Raw genomic sequence first — 18,539 nt, 5'->3', positions numbered from 1 at the left:
AGGAGACATCGGTGGCGGGCGAGTCCCCCGACAAGTCGGACAAGAAGCAGTCGTCGGGGGAGACGGCGCGGAATGAACATGATCCGCGCCTGTCCGTCCTCCGAGGGGAGCCGGCCGAGCCGGCGGAGGAAGTGACGGCGGGCGAGGGCGAGGACGTGAATCCGTCCGCGCCGTCCGAGGAGTCGGAGGCGTCCGGGACGTCCGGGGCGTCGGAGCCGGACGGGGATGCCGAGGCGCCGGAGGCGTCCGACGGGGTGCAGAAGCCCGCCGGCGACGAGGAGGCCCCCGAGGCCGGTGACGAGCGTCTGCGGTCGGCTGTGGCCGCCTGGGTCGCCGGGAAGGGCGACGAGGAGCGCGCGGAGACGGACGACGCTTCCGCAAAGCCGGAGGGCGAGCGGGGGTCGGACGCAGGCGCTGAGGCTGCCGCCGACCCGGAGGGTGATGCCGCGGCCGGGGCCGAGTCCGGTGCGGACGACCCCGAGGGTGGCGACAAGCCTGCGCCCAAGGACTCGGCGGACGAGCCCAAGGCCAAGTCGGAGGCCAAGGCCAAGCCTGAGGCCAAGTCGGAGGCCAAGCCCGAGCCCAAGGCCAAGCCTGAGGCCAAGGTCAAGCCCAAGGCCAAGCCTGAGGCCAGGGCCAAGTCCGAGCCCAAGTCGGAGGTCAAGGCCAAGTCCGAGGTCGAGTCCGAGGGCAAGTCCGAGGGCAAGGCCAAGGCTGAGGTCGTTGATCAGCCGACCGCCGTGTTCAAGACCGTCGGGCCGCAGAAGAGCAAGCCCGTAGAGGCGGCCGACGAGGAGGACGGGGCCGACGGGTCGGCGGTGGATGATGCGACCCGGGTGTTCGCTGTTGCGAAGCTGAAGGCGAAGGGTGCCTCCGCCGACACGGCCGCGCCGGTCGACCAGGCGACCACCGCCCTCAAGATCAACCCGCCTGCCAAGTCCCCCGCAAAGTCCCCCGCAAAGGCCGCCACCAAGGCCGCCGCCAAGGACTCCGACTCCAAGAAGGACTTCAAGAAGGACTCCGACTCCGAGAAGGACTCCGAGACCGGCCCGGCGAAGGACTCCGGGAAGGACTCCGCCAAGGACCCGGCCAAGGACTCCGGCAAGAGCGAGAAGGCGAAGGACGCCGAGAAGGACAGCGAGAAGGACAGCAAGGACAGCGGGAAGGACGGCAAGGACAGCGGGAAGGACGGCAAGGGCGGCAGCAAGGCGGCCCCGGCCGAGAGCGACGCGGAGCGGACCAGCCAGTTCGTGGCGCTGAAGTCGGCGGACGACGGCACGGCCGGCAAGTCCCTCGGCAAGACGGCGCCCCGGACCCCCCTCGGTACGCCCGGCAAGCCCACTGCCAAGGCCGACGAGAAGGCCACCGGCAAGACCGCCGAGAAGCCCGCCGGCAAGGCGGGGGACAAGACGACGGACAAGGCCGCGGACAAGCCCGCGGACAAGGCCGGGGCGAAGGAGAAGGCCTCCGGAGCCCTGCCGGCCGGCGCATCCGCCGCCCCGCCCAAGCCCGCCGGTCGGCCCGGTGCCCTGCCGCCCGCCGCCCCGACGGACGCCGCCGCGCCGGCCCGTCCCGAGGCGCTGCCCGAGTCCGAGCGGACCAAGCAGCAGCCGCTGCCGCCGCTCGACCTCCTGGCAAAGCTCACCAACACCCCGCCGCCGCCCGAGACCCCGCTGCGCACGGTCGTCCGCCGGTTCAAGATCTGGACCCCGCTGGTGGTGCTGCTGGCGATCATCTTCGTGATCGTCCAGGGCGTGCGCCCGCTGCCCAACCCGGAACTCGCCGTCGGCGACGCCACCTCGTTCACCTTCAAGGGCGGCACCCTCTCGATGCCGTGGCCGGACCAGGGTCAGGCCGCCGCCGAGGTCGTCGGCGTGGGCCGGATCGGCAGCTCCGGTGCGGCCAAGCCGGTGCCGACCGCGAGCGTCGCCAAGGTGATGACCGCGTACGTGATCCTCCGCGACCACCCGCTCAAGAAGGGCGAGAAGGGCGAGACGATCACGATCGACGCGCAGGGCGAGGCGGACTCGCAGAAGAAGGACGAGTCGCGCGTCCCGCTCAAGAAGGACCAGCAGTTCACCCAGTACCAGATGCTGCAGATGCTGATGATCCCCTCGGGCAACAACGTCGCGCGGCAGCTGGCCCGTTGGGACGCCAGCTCGGAGGAGGCGTTCGTGAAGAAGATGAACGCCGCCGCCAAGAAGCTGGGCATGACCAAGACGACGTACACCGACCCCAGCGGCCTGGACAAGGCGACCGTGAGCACCGCCGTCGACCAGCTCAAGCTGGCCGAGCAGGTCATGAAGAACGACGCGTTCCGCGAGGTCGTGCGCACCGAGAACGTCCAGATCGCCGGCCTGCCGGAGAAGATCTACAACAACAACCGCCTGCTCACGACGATGGCGGGCCAGGTCGCCGGCATCAAGACCGGATCGAGCTCGCCGGCCGGCGGCACGTTCATGTGGGCCAGCTACCGCACCGTCGGCGGCAAGGACCAGCTGATCCTCGGTGTGACGATGGACCAGCACACCAACAGCCCGGACCCCAACGCGCAGCTCGACCTGGTGCTGAACAACACCCAGAAGGTGATCACCGCGGCCCGGGGTGCGCTGGTCTCGGACACCGTGGTGAAGAAGGGCCAGGTCGTCGGGTACGTGGACGACGGCCTCGGCGGTCAGACGCCGGTCGTGGCGACCAAGGACCTCTCGGCGGTCGGCTGGCCCGGCATGAAGGCGACGTTCTCGATGAGCACCGACAAGACCCTGCCGCACGAGGCGAAGGCCGGCACCAAGGTCGGTGTGCTGACGGTCGGCAACGGCGCGAGCACCCAGAAGGTCCCGGTCGCCCTGAAGGACGACCTCGTCGAGCCGACCTTCGGGGCGAAGCTGACCCGCATCGGGTGAGCGTCCACGGACTCCGGCGGCGGTGACGGGCACATCCGCCCGGCGCCGCCACCGGAGTCCTCCCGGCCCCGGCAACACCGCCCGCCCCGCTCGCCCGTCCTCCGTCCCGTACGTGACCGGAGCCCGTCATCGACGTAGCGCAAGCACAGAAGCCGGCCTATGCGTCCGCCGTCGCCACGCGCAGAGCGTGGGCGGCGCAGGGCGCGGTGACGCTGCTGCCCTCCGGGGTGATGCTGCTCCTGGGGGCGTGGGGGATCCGCCGCCAGGACGCCATATGGCGCGACGAGGCGGTCACCTACGACATGGCCCACCGCAGCCTGCCCGACCTGTGGCACACGCTGCTGCACGCCGATGTCGTCCACGGCCTGTACTACGCGCTGATGCACGTCTGGTTCCGGGTCTACGACGCCACCCTCGACGGGACGTTCGGCGCGGTGGTGGGGCTGCGGCTGCCGTCGGTGGCCGCGATGACCGCCGCCACCGCGGGCGTCGCCCTGCTCGGGCACCGCCTCGTCGGCCGGCGGGCGGGCCTGCTGGCCGGCTTCACGTTCGCGTGCATCCCCGTCGTCCAGCAGTACGCGCAGGAGGGGCGCTCGTACGCGACCGTCTGCGCACTGGTCGTCTGGGCCACGTACCTGCTGGTCCTGACCGCGGCCGCGGCGGCACCCCCGCCCTCGCGTCCGCACCCCCAGCCGGTCCCGCACCCGCGCCCCGGGCTGTGGCCCGGCTACACGGCGCTCATGCTGGCCGCCTGCCTGCTGCACGAGTTCGCGTGCCTGGTGCTGCCCGTCCACGCCGCCGCGCTGATCCTCGCCCGGCTGCCCCGCCGCGTACTGCGCGCCTGGGCGCTGTCCGCGGCCACCGTCCTCGCCGCCCTGTCCCCGCTCGCGGTCTTCAGCACCCGGCAGTCGGCGCAGATCAGCTGGCTGATGTGGCCGGACCCGCTGCAGCTGCTGACCTTCGCCGTGCTCGCGGTCCTCGGCCTGGCCTGCGCCCGGGTGCGGATCCGCTCCCGCGGCCCGATCGGCCTGCGCGCCCTGGGCATCCCGCTGCTGCTCCTGCCCACCGTCCTGTTGCTGCTGCTCTCGCACGTCGAACCGGCCTACGTCGACCGCTACGTCCTCTACTACGTCGTCGGCTTCGCCCTGCTCGCCGGTGCCGCGCTGGCCCGGCTGCTGCGCCCGGCCGGCGAACTGGGGCAGACCCGGGCCCGCCGGCTGCGCCGGACCGCGGCCGTCGCGCTGGTGCTGGCCGCCCTGCTGCCCGTCGACGTCCATCTGCGCAGCCCGGACAGCCGGGTCGACGACGTCACCGCGGTCGCCCAGGCCGTACGCGCGGTGGCCGAGCCGGGCGACGGGCTGCTCTTCATGCCGGCCCGGCGGCGGATCTGGCGGGCGACCCGGCCGCACGACTTCCGCGGCCTGACCGATCTCGCCCTGGCCGAGAGCCCGTTGGCCTCCCACACCCTCTACGGCACCGAACGCTCCGGCGACGCCATCCGCGCCCGGATGCTGGCCAGCCGCCGGATCGTGGTCGCCGGTGACCCGGACGGCCAGCCCGCCGACGACAACGACCAGGAAATCGCCAAACGGGCCACCCTGCGCGACGCCTTCCGGGTCTGCAGCACCACGGAGGTCCGGGGCGCCCGCATCACGGTGTACGGGCGGGCGGGGGCGTGCGGGGCGGCAAACGCGCGCTGAAGCACCGAAGAGCTCGCTGAAACACCGAAGAGCTCGTTGAACCACCCAAGAGGGGGCCACGTCCGACCGAGGTGCCGGCCCCTTCAGCGCAGCCCGGCCGCCGTCCCGTCCAGCCCCAGCAGCTCCTGGAGGGCCGCCGCGCCGGCGTCGGTGAGGCGCACCGCCCGGCCGCTGCCGATGCGGCGGACCCAACGGCGGTCGAGCAGCCGGTCGCAGAGCCGGGCGCCGGCCGTGCCCGCGAGGTGGTTGCGGCGCTCGGTCCAGTCGAGGCAGGCACGGGCCGGCGGCCGGCGGCCGGTGCGCAGGTCGGCCGGTTCGACGCCCAGCGCGTCGGTGAACCAGTCCCGGCCGGCGTCGGTGAGCGCGAAGCCGCCGTCCTGGTCGACCAGGCCACGTGCGGTCATCGCGTCGGTGATGGCCACGCCGAGCCGGCCGGCGAGGTGGTCGTAACAGGTGCGGCCCCGGGCCAGCGCCGCGGAGGCGGACACCGCGCGCAGCCCGCGCGGCGCCCCCTGTGGCGGGTCGAGGTGCGCGGTCAGGGATTCCAGCAGCTCGGCGACGTGCGGGCCGGCGAGCTGGAGGTAGCGGTGGCGGCCCTGGCGCCGTTCGGCGAGCAGTCCGCCCTCGGTCAGCCGGGTCAGGTGCTCGCTTGCCGTCGAGGGCGCGACCTGCGCGTATGCCGCCAGCTCGCCGGCCGTCCAGGCCCGCCCGTCGAGCAGCGCCAGGCAGAAGGCGGCCCGGGTCCGGTCCGCCAGCAGCGCGGCCAGCCGTGCGAGCTCGGTGCTGTACGCCGGAGTGCCGTCCGCGGGGGCGCGGTGCGTCGCGGTCCGGTTCGTCGCGGTGCTGTACGCCGGAGTGGTCATGACTCGATTGTCCGCCGCGAGTCTTCGGTGCGTACCGAAGGGACTCGTGCCTACGGTGCCCGTATGAGCACCTCCCCGGAGTACGCCACCTTCCACTTCCACGCGCTGCACCATGCCGACCAGCCGCTGCTGCTCCCCAACGCCTGGGACGTCGCGTCGGCGGTGGCCCTCGCCGGGGCCGGATTCGCGGCGGTCGGCACGACGAGCCTGGGGGTCGCGGCGGCCCACGGCTATCCGGACGGCCGCGGGCTCGCCGAGGTCAAGGACGCCACCCTCGCCCTGGCACTGCGCCTCAACGGCCGGCTGGCCTGCCCGTACACCGTCGACATCGAGGGCGGGTTCGGTGGCGGGCCGGAGCAGGTGGCGGATCTGGCGGGGGCGCTGGCGGAGGCCGGGGCGGCGGGGATCAATCTGGAGGACGGGCTGCCCGGTGGCGCGGGGCTGCAGGAAGCGGCGCGGCAGGCCGAGGTGCTCGCCGCGGTGAAGCAGCGGGCGCCGGGGCTGTTCCTGAACGCCCGGATCGACACCCATTGGCGGGTGACCACCCCGCCCCCGCTGTCGGAGACGCTCACCCGCGCCGAGGCCTATCTGACGGCGGGCGCGGACGGGGTGTTCGTGCCGGGGATCGTCGCCGACGAGGACATCGCGGTGCTGGTCCGCGAGGTCCAGGCCCCGCTGAACATCCTCTTCACGCCGGGCCGGCACACCGTCGCCCGGCTGGCGGAGCTCGGCGTGCGCCGGATCAGCACCGGTTCGCTGCTCTTCCGTACGGCCCTGCAGGCCACCCTCGGGACGGCGGAGGCGATCCGTACGGGGCAGCCGCTGCCGGAGCCGGGCGGCGCGGCGCTCATGTACGAGGACGTCCAGCGGATGGTGGGGGAGGAGCAGGGGGAGTAGGTCCCCCCGCTCGGCGCTCAGGCCTGCCGGCCCCGGCCCGCCTGGCGGCGGCGGTGGACGGCGACGGCCGCGCCCGCCACGCCCAGCGCGCCCGCGCCTCCGATCAGGCCCGCCTTGGGCAGGTGCCCGGCCTTCTCGGCGAGCCCGGCCAGCCCGTTGTCGGGCAGCATGATCGACGTACGGCTTTCCGTGGGCACGGTGGAGTCCGCGGCGAAGGCGGCGCCCGCGGGCAGCAGCAGGACGGCGAGCGCACCGGTGGCGACGGTGGCGGTACGGATCATGGAGCGGCGCTGGGCCCGCATGGGTACTCCTCGTCGGGGGCGGCTCGGGCCGCCCGGGGTCACGGTACGGCAGGCACCTTACGGAGCGTCCTTAACGGCAATCCATACGTTGTGTAACAGTCAGCAAGATCTCTGGGATCGGTCCCGTGACAATGCGCCCACCAGTTCGGGCCAAAGGCCGCAAGCCCGGCAAGGTGTTCGAGCCGGCGCCGGGGCCTGGGCCGGACGCCGCCGGGGTCGTCCGCGCCCCGCCGTCGGATGGCCGCGCTGAAGGTTCCCCCGCCCGCCGCCTTGGATAGCTTGAGGAAACGGGCCCGGACGGGAGGCGGTGACGACGGGATGCGAGGCGGCGAGGACGGCCGCGCGCCAAGACGCCGTCGCCCCTGGGAGCGCGTCAGCTCACGGCGGCACAACGGCCCCTGGCGGCGCATCTGCCGCGCCACCGCCCTCTGCGCCCTCCCGCTCCTCGCCGGTTGCGCCGGTCTGGAGGGTCTGGAGAGCGACGGACGGGCCCGCGACGTCAAGGCGCCGCTCGCGCTCTGGCCGGAGTACACCCCCGCCCCGCTCGGCCGGGAGGACAACCCGGCCGCACTCACGCCCGTGGCCGGTGTGCCGCACGTCCGCAGCGGCAGCATGGCGGACGCCGACCCGCTCGCCGTCCTCGACGCGGACATCTCCGCGGAGGGGCAGCATCCGCCCGCCCGCCGCGCCGTTCGCCGCCCCGCGCTGCACGACCTCACGGACGACGGTGAACCCGACCTGATCACCGTCATCGACCTCGACCCGCGCACCAGCGAACTCCGCGTCTACAGCGTGCGGAAGACGGTGGTGACCCGGGTGCTCGTGCTGCGCGGCGTGCTGGCCGGCGTCGAGCTGGCGGCCGGTCATCTGGCGGTGCGTGAGCCCACCAAGGACCCGCGCTACGTGAGCGTCACCGACCTGGTCTGGGACGGCAAGGCGATGGCCCTGTGGGACCTCACCCTCGACGAGGCCCGCAGACACCAGACCCGCCGGACCGGCGGCAGTGGGAGCGGCGGGAGCAACGGGCGTGCCGGGAGCGGGCCATGAGGCGCCCGGCGGTCTCCCTCCGCTGGAAGATCGCGCTGACCGTGATGGCGGTGAGCTGTGCGGTCGCCGCCGTCCTCGGCGTGCTCGTCCACAACGCGGTGGCCCGTCAGACCGTGGGCCAGGTACGGAAGGAGACCCGCGCGAACCTCGACACCGCGCTGGACCTCTTCGAGTACGGCACCTCCCGCGAGGGCATCAACTCCCTCCTCGACCCGGTCGAACTACCGCGTCCCTTGAGGGAGTTGGCGCGTTCGGGGCAGCGCGGCAGCATGGTCGGTACCTATCGCGGCCAACCGGCCATGTGGGCCGCGGCGCCGGCCGACGGCCAGGTCATGGCGGTCTGGTCGCCCTACGGCAACACCCGCCGCTCGCTGGAGAACTTCGACACCGCGATCCTCGGCTCGGCCGTGCTCGCCGCCGCGGTCGTCGCGCTCGCCGGGCTGTTCCTCGCGCACCGCATCAGCCGCCGGCTGGGCACCACGGCGGCGGTCGCCCGCCGCATCACCGCCGGCGATCTGGACGCCCGGGTCGGCGGCGGCAACGGTGACGGCGCGGACGAGGGCCGAAACCCGGGCGGCGGGCCTGCGGCGCGGGACGAGGTGGCGGCGGTGGCCGCCGCCCTCGACTCGGTGGCCGGCTCCCTGCAGAGCCGGCTGCGGGCCGAACAGCGGTTCACCGCCGATGTGGCCCATGAACTCCGGACACCGCTCACCGGCATCCTCGCCTCGGCCGAACTGCTTCCCGAGGGCCGGCCCAAGGAGATGATCAACGACCGGCTGCGGGCGCTGCACCGCCTCACCGAGGACCTGCTGGAGATCTCCCGGCTGGACTCCGGCACCGAGCACGCCGATCTCGCCGCGTACGAACTGGGCGCGCTGGTCACCCGCTCCGTGCGCGCCACCGGCCTCGACGCCGACGTACGGGTCGCCGCGGACACCGTCGTCGAGACCGACCGGCGCCGCCTCGACCGCATCCTCGCCAACCTCGTCCTCAACGCGCACCGGCACGGCCGGCCGCCGGTCGTGGTCACCGTCGACACCCCGCCCGGCGGCCCACCGGCCATCGAGATCCGTGACCACGGCCCCGGCTACCCCGGAGACCTGCTGCGCCACGGCCCGCAGCGCTTCCGCACCGACGCGCCCGGCCGGGGCAGGGGCCACGGCCTCGGCCTGACCATCGCCGTCGGCCAGGCCGCCGTCCTGGGCATCGACCTCCGCTTCACCAACGCCCCCGACGGCGGCGCCCGCGCCGTCCTCCGTCTCCCACGGGAAGACGCCTCGGCGCCCTCCTGAGCGGCTCACCGGTCCACGCCGCACCCGCCGCTCACCGGCCGAGGAACTCCGCTCTCCGGCCGAGGGACTCCGCTCACCAGTCGATGTCGTCCGGCGGCTCCGGCAGCGCCTCCTCGTCCTCCGGCCCGGGCCCGGAGTCGGGCGCGGGACCGGCGCCGGGCCCGGGATCGGCGACCGCCGCCGCGCGCCCACCGCCCGCGTCCTCCCCGTCGCTGTCCCGCCCCGCCAGCACGTCCAGGATCTGCTGGCCGTACTTCACGAGCTTGTTCTCGCCGACCCCGGTGACCGTCCCGAGTTCGGTCGTCGTCGCCGGTCCCAGGAGGGCGATCTCCCGCAGCGTCGCGTCATGGAAGATCACGTACGCGGGCACGCCCTGCTCCTTGGCCGTACGGGCCCGCCAGCCGCGCAGCGCCTCGAAGACCGGCAGCTTTTCCTCGGGCAGGTCCACCGGCGCCCGCTTGCCCTTCGCGGTCTTCGCCTTCGCGGCCCGCGCGGCCTTCTCCGGCTCCCGCCGCATCGGCACCTCGCGCCGGCCGCGCAGCACCTCGCCGCTCGTCTCGGTGAGCACCAGCGTGCCGTAGTCACCCTCGACGGAGAGCAGCCCCTGAGCCAGCAACTGCCGTACGACACCGCGCCATTCGGCCTCGCGGAGATCGTCGCCCACCCCGAAGACGCTCAGCGCGTCATGGTCGAACTGGATGACCTTCGCGGTCTTCTTCCCCATCAGGATGTCGATGATCTGGCCCGCGCCGAACTTCTGCCCGCGCTCGCGCTGCAGCCGTACGACCGTCGACAGCAGCTTCTGCGCGGCGACCGTGCCGTCCCAGGTCTGCGGCGGGGACAGGCATGTGTCGCAGTTGCCGCAGGTGGCGCCGGCGCTCTCCTGCCCGAAGTAGGCCAGCAGCCGGACCCGCCGGCACTGCACCGTCTCGCACAGCGCCAGCATCGCGTCGAGGTGGGCGGACAGCCGCCGCCGGTGCGCCTCGTCGCCCTCCGAACCGTCGATCATCTTCCGCTGCTGGACCACGTCCTGCAGTCCGTACGCCAGCCAGGCCGTCGAGGGCTGGCCGTCCCGGCCGGCGCGCCCGGTCTCCTGGTAGTAGCCCTCCACCGACTTGGGCAGGTCCAGATGCGCCACGAACCGCACGTCCGGCTTGTCGATCCCCATCCCGAACGCGATGGTGGCGACCACGACCAGCCCGTCCTCCCGCAGGAACCGCGCCTGGTGCTCCGCGCGCGTCCGGGTGTCGAGGCCGGCGTGGTACGGCACCGCGGCGATGCCGTTCTCCACCAGGAACTGCGCGGTCTTCTCCACGGAGGCCCGCGAGAGGCAGTAGACGATCCCGGCGTCCCCGGCATGCTCGCCCCGCAGCAGCTCCAGCAGCTGCCGCTTGGGCTCGCTCTTGGCCACGATCCGGTACTGGATGTTCGGCCGGTCGAAGCTCGCCACGAAGTGCCGGGCCTCCGCCATCTTCAGGCGGGAGGTGATCTCGGCGTGCGTGGCGTCGGTCGCCGTGGCCGTCAGCGCGATCCGCGGCACGTCGGGCCAGCGCTCGTGCAGCATCGACAGCGCCAGATAGTCCGGCCGGAAGTCGTGCCCCCACTGCGCCACGCAGTGCGCCTCGTCGATCGCGAAGAGGGAGACCTTCCCCCGGTCCAGCAGGCTCAGCGTCTGCTCCACCCGCAGCCGCTCCGGCGCCAGATACAGCAGATCCAGCTCGCCGGCCAGGAACTCCGCCTCGACGAGCCGCCGCTCCTCCAGATCCTGCGTCGAATTGAGGAACCCGGCCCGCACCCCGAGCGCCCGCAGGGCGTCGACCTGGTCCTGCATCAGCGCGATCAACGGCGAGATCACGACCCCGACACCCGGCCTGACCAGCGACGGAATCTGATAGCAGAGCGACTTGCCGCCACCGGTCGGCATCAGGACGACGGCGTCGCCGCCCCCTATGACGTGCTCGATGATCTCCTGCTGGCTGCCCCGGAACGCGTCGTACCCGAAGACGCGGCGCAGCACCTGCACCGCCTCGCCCGCCTCCGGAGCGTCTGCTGCATCCATGTCCTCGACCATTCCCACGTCCGCCAGAGCCACCCCGAAAGCCTACGAGCTCCGCGCTGCTCCCCGCGGCGCCTGTGGACAACTTCCGGTGCCCGGCCCCTTCAGCCCGGCCGGTATCCCCATAAACAGTACGAGCAGGCTCCCCGCCCCTCCGCCCGGGCAACGGCCAGTGCCACTCGTCGCACATCGTGGATCTCCAGCCCCAGCCGCTCGGCGTACCGCTGCCCCTCCAGCAGCGCCTTGCACCCCGGAACCCGGTGGTACACCTGCCCCTGCGCCGTCGTGTACACGAACTTCGTCAGCCCCCGCGGCGCCGGAGCGCAGTCCACGCACTGCTCGACGACCAGCTCGTGCACGCATCGCTCAGCCATCCCCCACCGTATCCGCCGGACCTCCCGACTCCCGCCGCATTCCGGGGAGTTGACCGGCCGGCACCGCTCCCGAAGCCCGGGCCGAACAGACTCCGCGCGCCCGCCCGCCCGGCCGTCCCGCTCCTCCCCGCACAGACAAAAGGGCCGGCCCAAGAGGGGCATACCCTCCAGAACCGGCCTTGCCGGGGGCTGCTCGATGCCGCTCCGTAGCGCCATTCGCCCTGGTCAGCGATGCAGCGGCGGCATGCACGATGATCCCCGGCAGGACGCCCTCGGCCGGGCAGTCCGCGCACGATCGCGCACGGTTATGCCCTGCGGCGGAGTGGGCCGTCACAGGCGGCGAACGGTGCCGGACGGGCCTTGATGCACACCAGAACGGCAACCAGCGCTCGTCGGCACGGACGGGCCGACCGTGTGCGTCTTCCTTCATGTGCGTCGCGGAGTCGTGCGTGCCCGAGCCGCCCCGCCCCGCCCACGTGATCAGCCCGACCCGGGACTGGAGCTGTCGGACGCATCGTTCGCGGCACGGTGGTACGCGGCGTTGATGCGCTGAGCCTCCTCAAGCTGGTCCTCGAGAATGATGATGCGGCAAGCGGCCTCGATCGGGGTTCCTCTGTCGACGAGCTCGCGGGCGCGAGCGGCGATCCGCAGTTGATAGCGGGAGTACCGGCGGTGTCCGCCCTCCGAGCGCAGCGGAGTGATCAGACGAGCCTCACCGATGGCTCGGAGGAAGCCCGGGGTGGTGCCGAGCATTTCGGCGGCCCGGCCCATCGTGTACGCGGGGTAGTCGTCGTCATCCAGACGATCGCTGAGTGGAGTATCTGCTGCCATGTCACCTCGTAGTGCAACGCGTCGAGGGGCCCTGGTGCCGTACGGCACCAGGGCCCCGAAGGAAATGAAACACCATCTGTCGGCCCTCATGCTCTGCCGACCTTCTGTTTCCGCTACCCGGCCCGGCAAGGGGAGGGGTGCGGGGATCGCGGCTGTGTGACCGGGGACCACCATCCATTCCGGGGTCTTTCGGTACCCGGACCGGGAGTTTGCCGGGCCGGGCGATCCTGATGGCGTCTGCCTCCTCCGTCCTTTCTTCGAACCGACCACTTGGTGAGCGGCTACTGCCGTACTGCTCGGTGATGCTGTTGCGCAGCCCCTCGACCTGCGGGCTGCTCAGTGCGGCTCTCAGCCCCGTCACCATTCTTCGAACGCCTTGGCTTCGGAACTCCAGAACCGCGCTGACCTGCGAACTTCAGGTACTGCTACCCGGCAGTTCATGTCTGCCGGGTCTCGCTCGACCATATCGACGAGACAAAGATTAACCGTGCCGGAAGTCAATGTCTACTCTGGCAAGAGTAGATTTTGATGCTCAGGAGCCACAGGTCTCCTATGGCCTGCGGTAACGGATGGAACAGGTCGTCCTGGGCGGCGCGCACACGGCCCGGTCCCTCAGGGCTTGGGGCAGCCGCCTCTTGTCGCCCCGGCGGTCGCGTCACGCCAGGGGCAGGGCCGAACAGGCCGGTACGCGAGTGTGGGCATGTGTGCCGACGCTCCTGAAGGGATGCGTCCGTCCCGGCCACCGCGGGCAGTCAGACGCCGCCTCGCCCCTCCGCTCGACCAGGAGCCTTCGCACGGACGACGAGACGCCGGGCGGCGATACGACGGATGAGGGCCCGGCCGACGCGCGTCGGCCGGGCCCTCACCGGGTCTTTGACGGCGGCTTTCCGCCTGTCCTCACACCTCCGTGGAGGCGGTGCCGCCGAGCAGCGCCGAAGCGGTCCGGAGCGGCGAAGCGGATCAGCCGGCGAGGGCGAGGACGCCCGGGGGTCGGCCGTGCTCCCCGACGGTGCCGGACGAGGTGAACGGTCCGTCGAGGATGTCCCGCAGACGGATCCGGTCCGTGTAGGCGGGGCTGCCGCGGAGAGCGGCGAGCCGGGTCAGGGTGACCAGGCCCGTGCTCTGGTCGTCCCCGTCGCACACGACGAGGTGATCGACACGGGCACCGGCCATGAGGGAGAGGGCCACCTCGACCGTCATGTCGTCACGGACCCGAGGCCCGAACGCGCCCCTGTCGTGGACCACGGCCGTGGGGCGGTCCGCTACCTGGTGCGGCTGAACGGTCGTCATGGGTGCCTCCTGCCGGACGGACGGGCTGGTGATCACGGCGGCTCTAGGCGGCCGAGTCGAAGGTGGTCCGCCGCTGTGTCCTGCGGCGCGCCGCTTCGCCGACGGGCCGGCCCTGGCCGACGCGGCCTCGGCGGCCCTGGGACGAAGAAGACGCACCGCGGGGACGTTCCCCGCCCGGCGCGGGGACGACGACCGGGACGCCGGAAGGGGCCTGGGCACCTGTGATGCGGCTCAGCTCCGACTCGCCCGAACGTACCTGGGCGACCCGAGGGGTGATGCCTGCGGAAGCCATCAACCGGGTCATGCCGCGACGCTGGTCAGGGGTCACCAGGGTGACGACGCGGCCGGACTCGCCGGCGCGGGCCGTACGGCCGCCGCGGTGCAGGTAGTCCTTGTGGTCACTGGGCGGATCCACATTGACGACCAGGTCGAGGTTGTCGACGTGGATCCCGCGCGCCGCGACGTTGGTCGCCACCAGTACCGTCACCTGCCCGCTCTTGAACTGGGCCAGGGTCCGCGTGCGTTGCGGCTGGGACTTGCCACCGTGCAGGGCCGCGGCGCGGACACCGCTGCCCAGCAGGTGCTCGGTCAGCCGGTCCACCGCGTGCTTGGTGTCAAGGAACATGATCACTCGACCGTCCCGCGCCGCGATCTCGGTGGTCGTCCGATGCTTGTCCGCGTCGTGCACATGGAGCACGTGGTGCTCCATCGTGGTGACCGCGCCCGCCGACGGGTCGACGGAGTGGACTACCGGGTCCGTCAGGTAGCGGCGGACCAGCAGGTCGACGTTACGGTCCAGGGTGGCCGAGAAGAGCATCCGCTGTCCCTCGGGACGCACTTGGTCGAGCAGGGCGGTGACCTGGGGCATGAAGCCCATGTCGGCCATTTGGTCGGCCTCGTCGAGGACCGTGATGTCGACATCCACCAGTCGGCAGTCGCCCCGGTCGATGAGGTCCTTGAGCCGTCCGGGCGTCGCGACGACCACCTCGGCCCCGGAGCGCAGCGCACCGGCCTGCCTGCCGATGGACATTCCGCCGACGACGGTGGCGAGCCGCAGGCTCACGGAGCGGGCGTACGGAGTGAGCGCCTCGGTGACCTGCTGGGCGAGCTCACGGGTGGGGACCAGGACAAGGGCGAGGGGCTGCCGCGGCTCGGCACGTCGCCCGGCTGTACGAGCCAGTACGGCGAGGCCGAAGGCGAGGGTCTTGCCCGAGCCGGTGCGGCCACGGCCGAGTACGTCACGACCGGCGAGGGAGTTGGGCAGGGTCGCGGCCTGGATCGGGAACGGCACGGTCACGCCCTGGTGGCCGAGCGCGGCCAGCAACGGCGCCGGCATGGTGAGTTCGGCGAACGACCCGACGGCGGGCAGTGCGGGCGTGATCGTCTTCGGCGGCGCGAACTCGCCGTGTGCGGGCCGTCCGGCCCGGTGGTTTCCGTAGCCCTTTGAACGGCGCTGACCACCGGAGCGGTTGGCGCCGTCGCCTCCTCCGAAGCGGTCATATGTGCGGGGAGTGCGGGTGCGCTTCATGCGGAACCATCCTTGATGGGGCACGTAGCAAGGAATTCCCGCAGCAGATGAGCGCGCAAAGAATTTCGAGACGAGCCACAGTCGATGTGGGGCGGGTCAGGCGACGGGGAATTTCTCACCGGTCGGTGATGTGGTGGAGCCTTCCCGTCGCGCCCTGAAAAGCAGCGAGCTGGGGCCCGCACCCCAGAGGTGCGGGCCCCAGCTGCGAAGTATGCGTCAGCGCCGGTGTCAGGCGGGAACGATGTTCTCGGCCGTCGGGCCCTTCTGGCCCTGCGCGATGTCGAACGACACCTTCTGGCCCTCCAGCAGCTCGCGGAAGCCCTGGGCGGCGATGTTCGAGTAGTGGGCGAAGACGTCGGCGCCGCCGCCGTCCTGAGCGATGAAGCCGAAGCCCTTTTCCGCGTTGAACCACTTCACGGTGCCAGTAGCCATGTTATTTCTCCTTCGAGGCGGTGTCAGGAATTCGCCCTGTGCGAATTCCGTGTCGCCGTGATGATTACCCCGTCGGAAATAAACCTTCTGGCAACCACACCTGCAACTGAGATCGACAGTAGCACGGTGCGATCAGCCCTGCGCGGTCAATAATTCCGCGCCGGTCGACGCTCGGAGTAATGCTCGTCGGGCCCCGAACCTATTTCTCATGTCGCGGACACAGATATGGCTCTCCGCGCGCCCGGCGTTTTCTGCCGTGCGCATCCGCCCACACCCCTATGACCTTCATCGACGGGGGATGAGCCGCCGCCACCGTCGCCGGGGGACGGCGCAACGGTGAACGCGTTGAGACTCCACCACCGCGATGAAGGTCACATCCCCGCGAAGAGCGCGACGGCAGGTGGTCGGACGTGACCGCCCGCACCCGCGCAGTACGTTGACCACCCCCAGCGGGGACGTTCCGGACGTTGCTCCCGCGGCGGGCACCGTCGAGGCGCGCATCGTCTCCATGGATGCCGAAGCGGCCCGGCACGTCGCGGACGCTCTGGTGCTGTTCGCCGGGGAGGGGCGGCGCAGTGGAAATGCCGGCGCGCGTTGGCCGGCCCGGGAGCGGAAATCCGTGCCGGATGAAGCTGATCCGCCGGGCACGTTCGGGAACTCAGCTCTCCGTCCGCTTACGAAAACGGCCCCGGACGTCATGCCCGAGGCCCCTCCGCTGGATACCGAACAGGTTGTCGATGATGTGCCGGTAACGGCCGTCGGTGCCGCGGCGCACGATGTCGGTCGCTGTTCCCTCGATGCGCACGTGGTTGCCGTCGGCACCTGTGCCGTCGATCAACCCGTCGTAGATGGGCAACGCTGTGTCATCCGCGGTGTAGCCGCGGTCATCGGTCGGCGTCGTCCGACGCCCTGGCCGAGGAGGCGAAGCAGTTCACCAGCCCGATCGAGTCCGTCATGGAATGGGACGACGAGCAACAAAGGAGAACCAGCTCAGGCGACGTCTTCTCTTAGCCGGAGTACTAGCAGTGGTGTGGAGGGATGGTGGCGGTGGTGGGCGCGGGCTCCGGCCAGACGAGGAGCACGGGGCAGGGGGCGTGGTCGACGATGAAGCGGCTGGTGGGGGCGAGGCTGCGGGGGCCGAGGTGGGTGCGGTCGCCGTCGCGGGCGACGATGAGCAGGTCGGCGCCTTCTGCGGCGGCCACGACCTCCTGTTCGGCGCGGCCTGAGCGTTCTTGCCGGGTGCAGGGGCGACCCAGCCGCGCGGCCGCGCTGGCCAGGAGTTGTTCGGCGGAGGCGGCGGCCAGGTGTTCCACTGCGGTGCCGGGGTCGCGATCGGGGCGTGCGCGGCCCAGCAGTCCGGCGTAGGCGCCGTGCGCGGCGTCCGGTACCTCGTGGCCGGTGACGTGGAGCAGCACCGTGTCGGCGTCCGCGGGCGTGTGGGCGCGTGCGGCGTCGACGCAGGCGGGCCAGGTGCCCTCGACGATCCAGACGATGACGGTCACGGTGTTCAGCCTCCGCTCGTTTGGAGTGAGGTCCACAGTGCCACCACCGCGAGCAGTAGGGCGGCCGGTACGGCGAGCAGGCCGAGGCGGGTGAACTCGCCCAGGGCCACGTCGGTGTCGTGTTCGCGCACGATGCGCCGCCACAGCAGGGTGGCCAGCGAGCCGGCGTAGGTGAGGTTCGGGCCGATGTTGACCCCGAGGAGGACGGCCAGGACGGCACCCGGGCCGGTGGGGGCGGTCAGGGGGAGCAGGACCAGGACGGCGGGCAGGTTGTTGATGATGTTGGCCAGTACCGCTGCCAGGGCCGCGATGGCGAGGAGGGCCGGGAGGCTTGTGCCGCCGGGCGCCAGGTGGCCCAGCGCGTCGGCGAGACCGTTGTCGACCACCGCCCGGACCACGATGCCCAGGGCCAGGACGAAGGCGCAGAACGGCAGGGCCGCGGACCGGACGATCGCGGTGGGGGTGGTGCGGCGCCGGGTCAGCGCGCGGGCCGCCAGAACGGCCGCGCCCGCGGCGGCGGCCCAGGCCGGGTTGATGCCGAGCGCGGAGGTCAGGACGAAGCCGGCCAGGGTGCCCGCCACGGTGATCAGGGCGAACAGTGGCAGTTCGCGGGGTGCTTCCGTGGGCGGGCTCTGGGCGCCGGCGTCCAGGTCGGTGGCGAAGAAGCGGCGGATGACGACGTACTCGGCACCGATCGCGGCCAGCCAGGGCAGCGCCATCAGGGCGGCGAAGCGGGTGAAGCTCAGGCCGCTGGCGGCGAACGCCAGCAGGTTGGTCAGGTTGGAGACGGGCAGCAGCAGCGAGGCCGTGTTGGACAGGTGGGTGCAGGCGTACACGTGCGGTTTGGCGCGGGCGCCCAGCCGGGCGGCGGTGGCGAACACCACCGGCGTCAGCAGCACCACCGTGGCGTCCAAGCTGAGCACCGCGGTGATCAGCGAGGCGATCACGAACACCAGCACCAGCAGGCGACGGGGGCGGCCGGCCGCCCTGCGGGCCATCCAGGCGCCGCAGGCGTGGAACAGGCCCTCGTCGTCGCACAACTGGGCCAGAACGAGCACAGCCGCGAGGAAGCCGATCACCGGACCCAGCCGGACGGCCTCGGCCGCCGCGTGATCCAGGGAGATCGCGCCGGTGGCGATGACCACTCCGGCGGCGGGAACGGCCACGACCGCCTCCGGCCACCCCCACGGCCGGATCACCGCACATGCCAGCACCGCCAGGAGCAGGGCGACAGAGAGGGCTTCTGCGAGTGCGGTGTTCAGGGTCGGAGCCTTTCGGAGGATGCCGGTGGTGAAAGGTCGCGCCGGATCCGCGGCGGCTGGAGTCGAGCACGTTGCGTTCGTGGGGGACGCGGGCGCGGCGCAACCTTGGCAAGTAGTAGAACATTAAACTATCAGGGTGTCGCCGATCCGGCGACCGGTGCCGTTCGGGCGTCGGCGGAGCTTGACGTCGTCGATGGAGTTCACCGGGAGCCTCGCGCGGACTTCGGTGGACACCCGAGCGACGCCAACGGCCAGGGCCC

At 72.1% G+C, this 18,539-nt stretch carries 15 protein-coding genes; 5 read left to right on the top strand and 10 right to left on the bottom strand.

Annotated elements, in window-relative coordinates; genetic code table 11:
* Nucleotides 1-11: 11 nt before the first annotated feature.
* Both V2J85_RS28085 and V2J85_RS28080 read left to right on the top strand, forming a co-directional pair.
* Nucleotides 12-2,903, top strand: a complete 2,892-nt coding sequence (locus tag V2J85_RS28085; RefSeq protein ID WP_330823102.1) for a serine hydrolase — start codon at nt 12-14, stop codon at nt 2,901-2,903.
* Nucleotides 2,904-3,109: 206 nt separating this feature from the next.
* Complete coding sequence (locus tag V2J85_RS28080) at nt 3,110-4,603, top strand: glycosyltransferase family 39 protein (RefSeq protein ID WP_261950886.1); 1,494 nt, start codon at nt 3,110-3,112, stop codon at nt 4,601-4,603.
* A gap of 83 nt (nt 4,604-4,686) precedes the next feature.
* Here V2J85_RS28080 and V2J85_RS28075 read toward each other — a convergent pair whose 3' ends face one another.
* On the bottom strand, nt 4,687-5,466 hold the full coding sequence (locus V2J85_RS28075; RefSeq protein ID WP_261950887.1) for an ArsR/SmtB family transcription factor: 780 nt from the start codon (nt 5,464-5,466) through the stop codon (nt 4,687-4,689).
* Nucleotides 5,467-5,529: 63 nt separating this feature from the next.
* On the opposite strand from V2J85_RS28075, the gene V2J85_RS28070 reads away from it, so the two are divergent.
* On the top strand, nt 5,530-6,363 hold the full coding sequence (locus V2J85_RS28070; RefSeq protein WP_330823101.1) for an isocitrate lyase/PEP mutase family protein: 834 nt from the start codon (nt 5,530-5,532) through the stop codon (nt 6,361-6,363).
* Between the two features lie 17 nt (nt 6,364-6,380).
* Here V2J85_RS28070 and V2J85_RS28065 read toward each other — a convergent pair whose 3' ends face one another.
* On the bottom strand, nt 6,381-6,665 hold the full coding sequence (locus V2J85_RS28065) for a hypothetical protein (protein ID WP_261950889.1): 285 nt from the start codon (nt 6,663-6,665) through the stop codon (nt 6,381-6,383).
* 318 nt (nt 6,666-6,983) lie between these two features.
* Between V2J85_RS28065 and V2J85_RS28060 the strand changes: the two genes are divergently transcribed.
* Together V2J85_RS28060 and V2J85_RS28055 are read left to right on the top strand one after the other, a co-directional pair.
* The gene (locus V2J85_RS28060) at nt 6,984-7,712 is read left to right on the top strand and encodes a hypothetical protein (RefSeq protein WP_261950890.1); all 729 of its coding nucleotides are present in this window, start codon (nt 6,984-6,986) and stop codon (nt 7,710-7,712) included.
* Nucleotides 7,709-9,004: a sensor histidine kinase gene (locus V2J85_RS28055; RefSeq protein ID WP_330823100.1), complete on the top strand. Its 1,296-nt coding sequence runs from the start codon at nt 7,709-7,711 to the stop codon at nt 9,002-9,004. The genes V2J85_RS28060 and V2J85_RS28055 overlap by 4 nt, the downstream gene beginning before the upstream one ends.
* A 73-nt stretch (nt 9,005-9,077) precedes the next feature.
* Here the strand turns inward: V2J85_RS28055 and recQ are convergent, their stop codons facing one another.
* The 8 genes from recQ to V2J85_RS28015 form a co-directional block, all read right to left on the bottom strand.
* Nucleotides 9,078-11,063 (bottom strand): DNA helicase RecQ, encoded by a 1,986-nt coding sequence (gene recQ / locus V2J85_RS28050; protein ID WP_330823099.1) that lies wholly within the window; start codon nt 11,061-11,063, stop codon nt 9,078-9,080.
* Between the two features lie 851 nt (nt 11,064-11,914).
* The gene (locus tag V2J85_RS28045) at nt 11,915-12,265 is read right to left on the bottom strand and encodes a helix-turn-helix domain-containing protein (RefSeq protein WP_261950894.1); all 351 of its coding nucleotides are present in this window, start codon (nt 12,263-12,265) and stop codon (nt 11,915-11,917) included.
* A gap of 960 nt (nt 12,266-13,225) precedes the next feature.
* Complete coding sequence (locus tag V2J85_RS28040; protein ID WP_261950895.1) at nt 13,226-13,555, bottom strand: CBS domain-containing protein; 330 nt, start codon at nt 13,553-13,555, stop codon at nt 13,226-13,228.
* 43 nt (nt 13,556-13,598) lie between these two features.
* Complete coding sequence (locus tag V2J85_RS28035; protein WP_330823098.1) at nt 13,599-15,083, bottom strand: DEAD/DEAH box helicase; 1,485 nt, start codon at nt 15,081-15,083, stop codon at nt 13,599-13,601.
* A gap of 228 nt (nt 15,084-15,311) precedes the next feature.
* A complete protein-coding gene (locus tag V2J85_RS28030) occupies nt 15,312-15,515 on the bottom strand; it encodes a cold-shock protein (RefSeq protein ID WP_161242060.1) in 204 nt (67 codons plus the stop codon).
* Between the two features lie 658 nt (nt 15,516-16,173).
* A complete protein-coding gene (locus tag V2J85_RS28025; RefSeq protein WP_330823097.1) occupies nt 16,174-16,371 on the bottom strand; it encodes a hypothetical protein in 198 nt (65 codons plus the stop codon).
* Between the two features lie 163 nt (nt 16,372-16,534).
* Nucleotides 16,535-17,017: a universal stress protein gene (locus tag V2J85_RS28020; RefSeq protein WP_261950898.1), complete on the bottom strand. Its 483-nt coding sequence runs from the start codon at nt 17,015-17,017 to the stop codon at nt 16,535-16,537.
* Nucleotides 17,018-17,022: 5 nt separating this feature from the next.
* Nucleotides 17,023-18,279, bottom strand: a complete 1,257-nt coding sequence (locus tag V2J85_RS28015) for an SLC13 family permease (RefSeq protein WP_330823122.1) — start codon at nt 18,277-18,279, stop codon at nt 17,023-17,025.
* Nucleotides 18,280-18,539: the final 260 nt, after the last annotated feature.

The organism is Streptomyces bugieae, assembly GCF_036352915.1.
In the GTDB taxonomy this organism is placed as follows: Bacteria; Actinomycetota; Actinomycetes; order Streptomycetales; family Streptomycetaceae; genus Streptomyces; species Streptomyces endophytica.
This window is presented reverse-complemented; position numbering and strand designations above follow the sequence as displayed.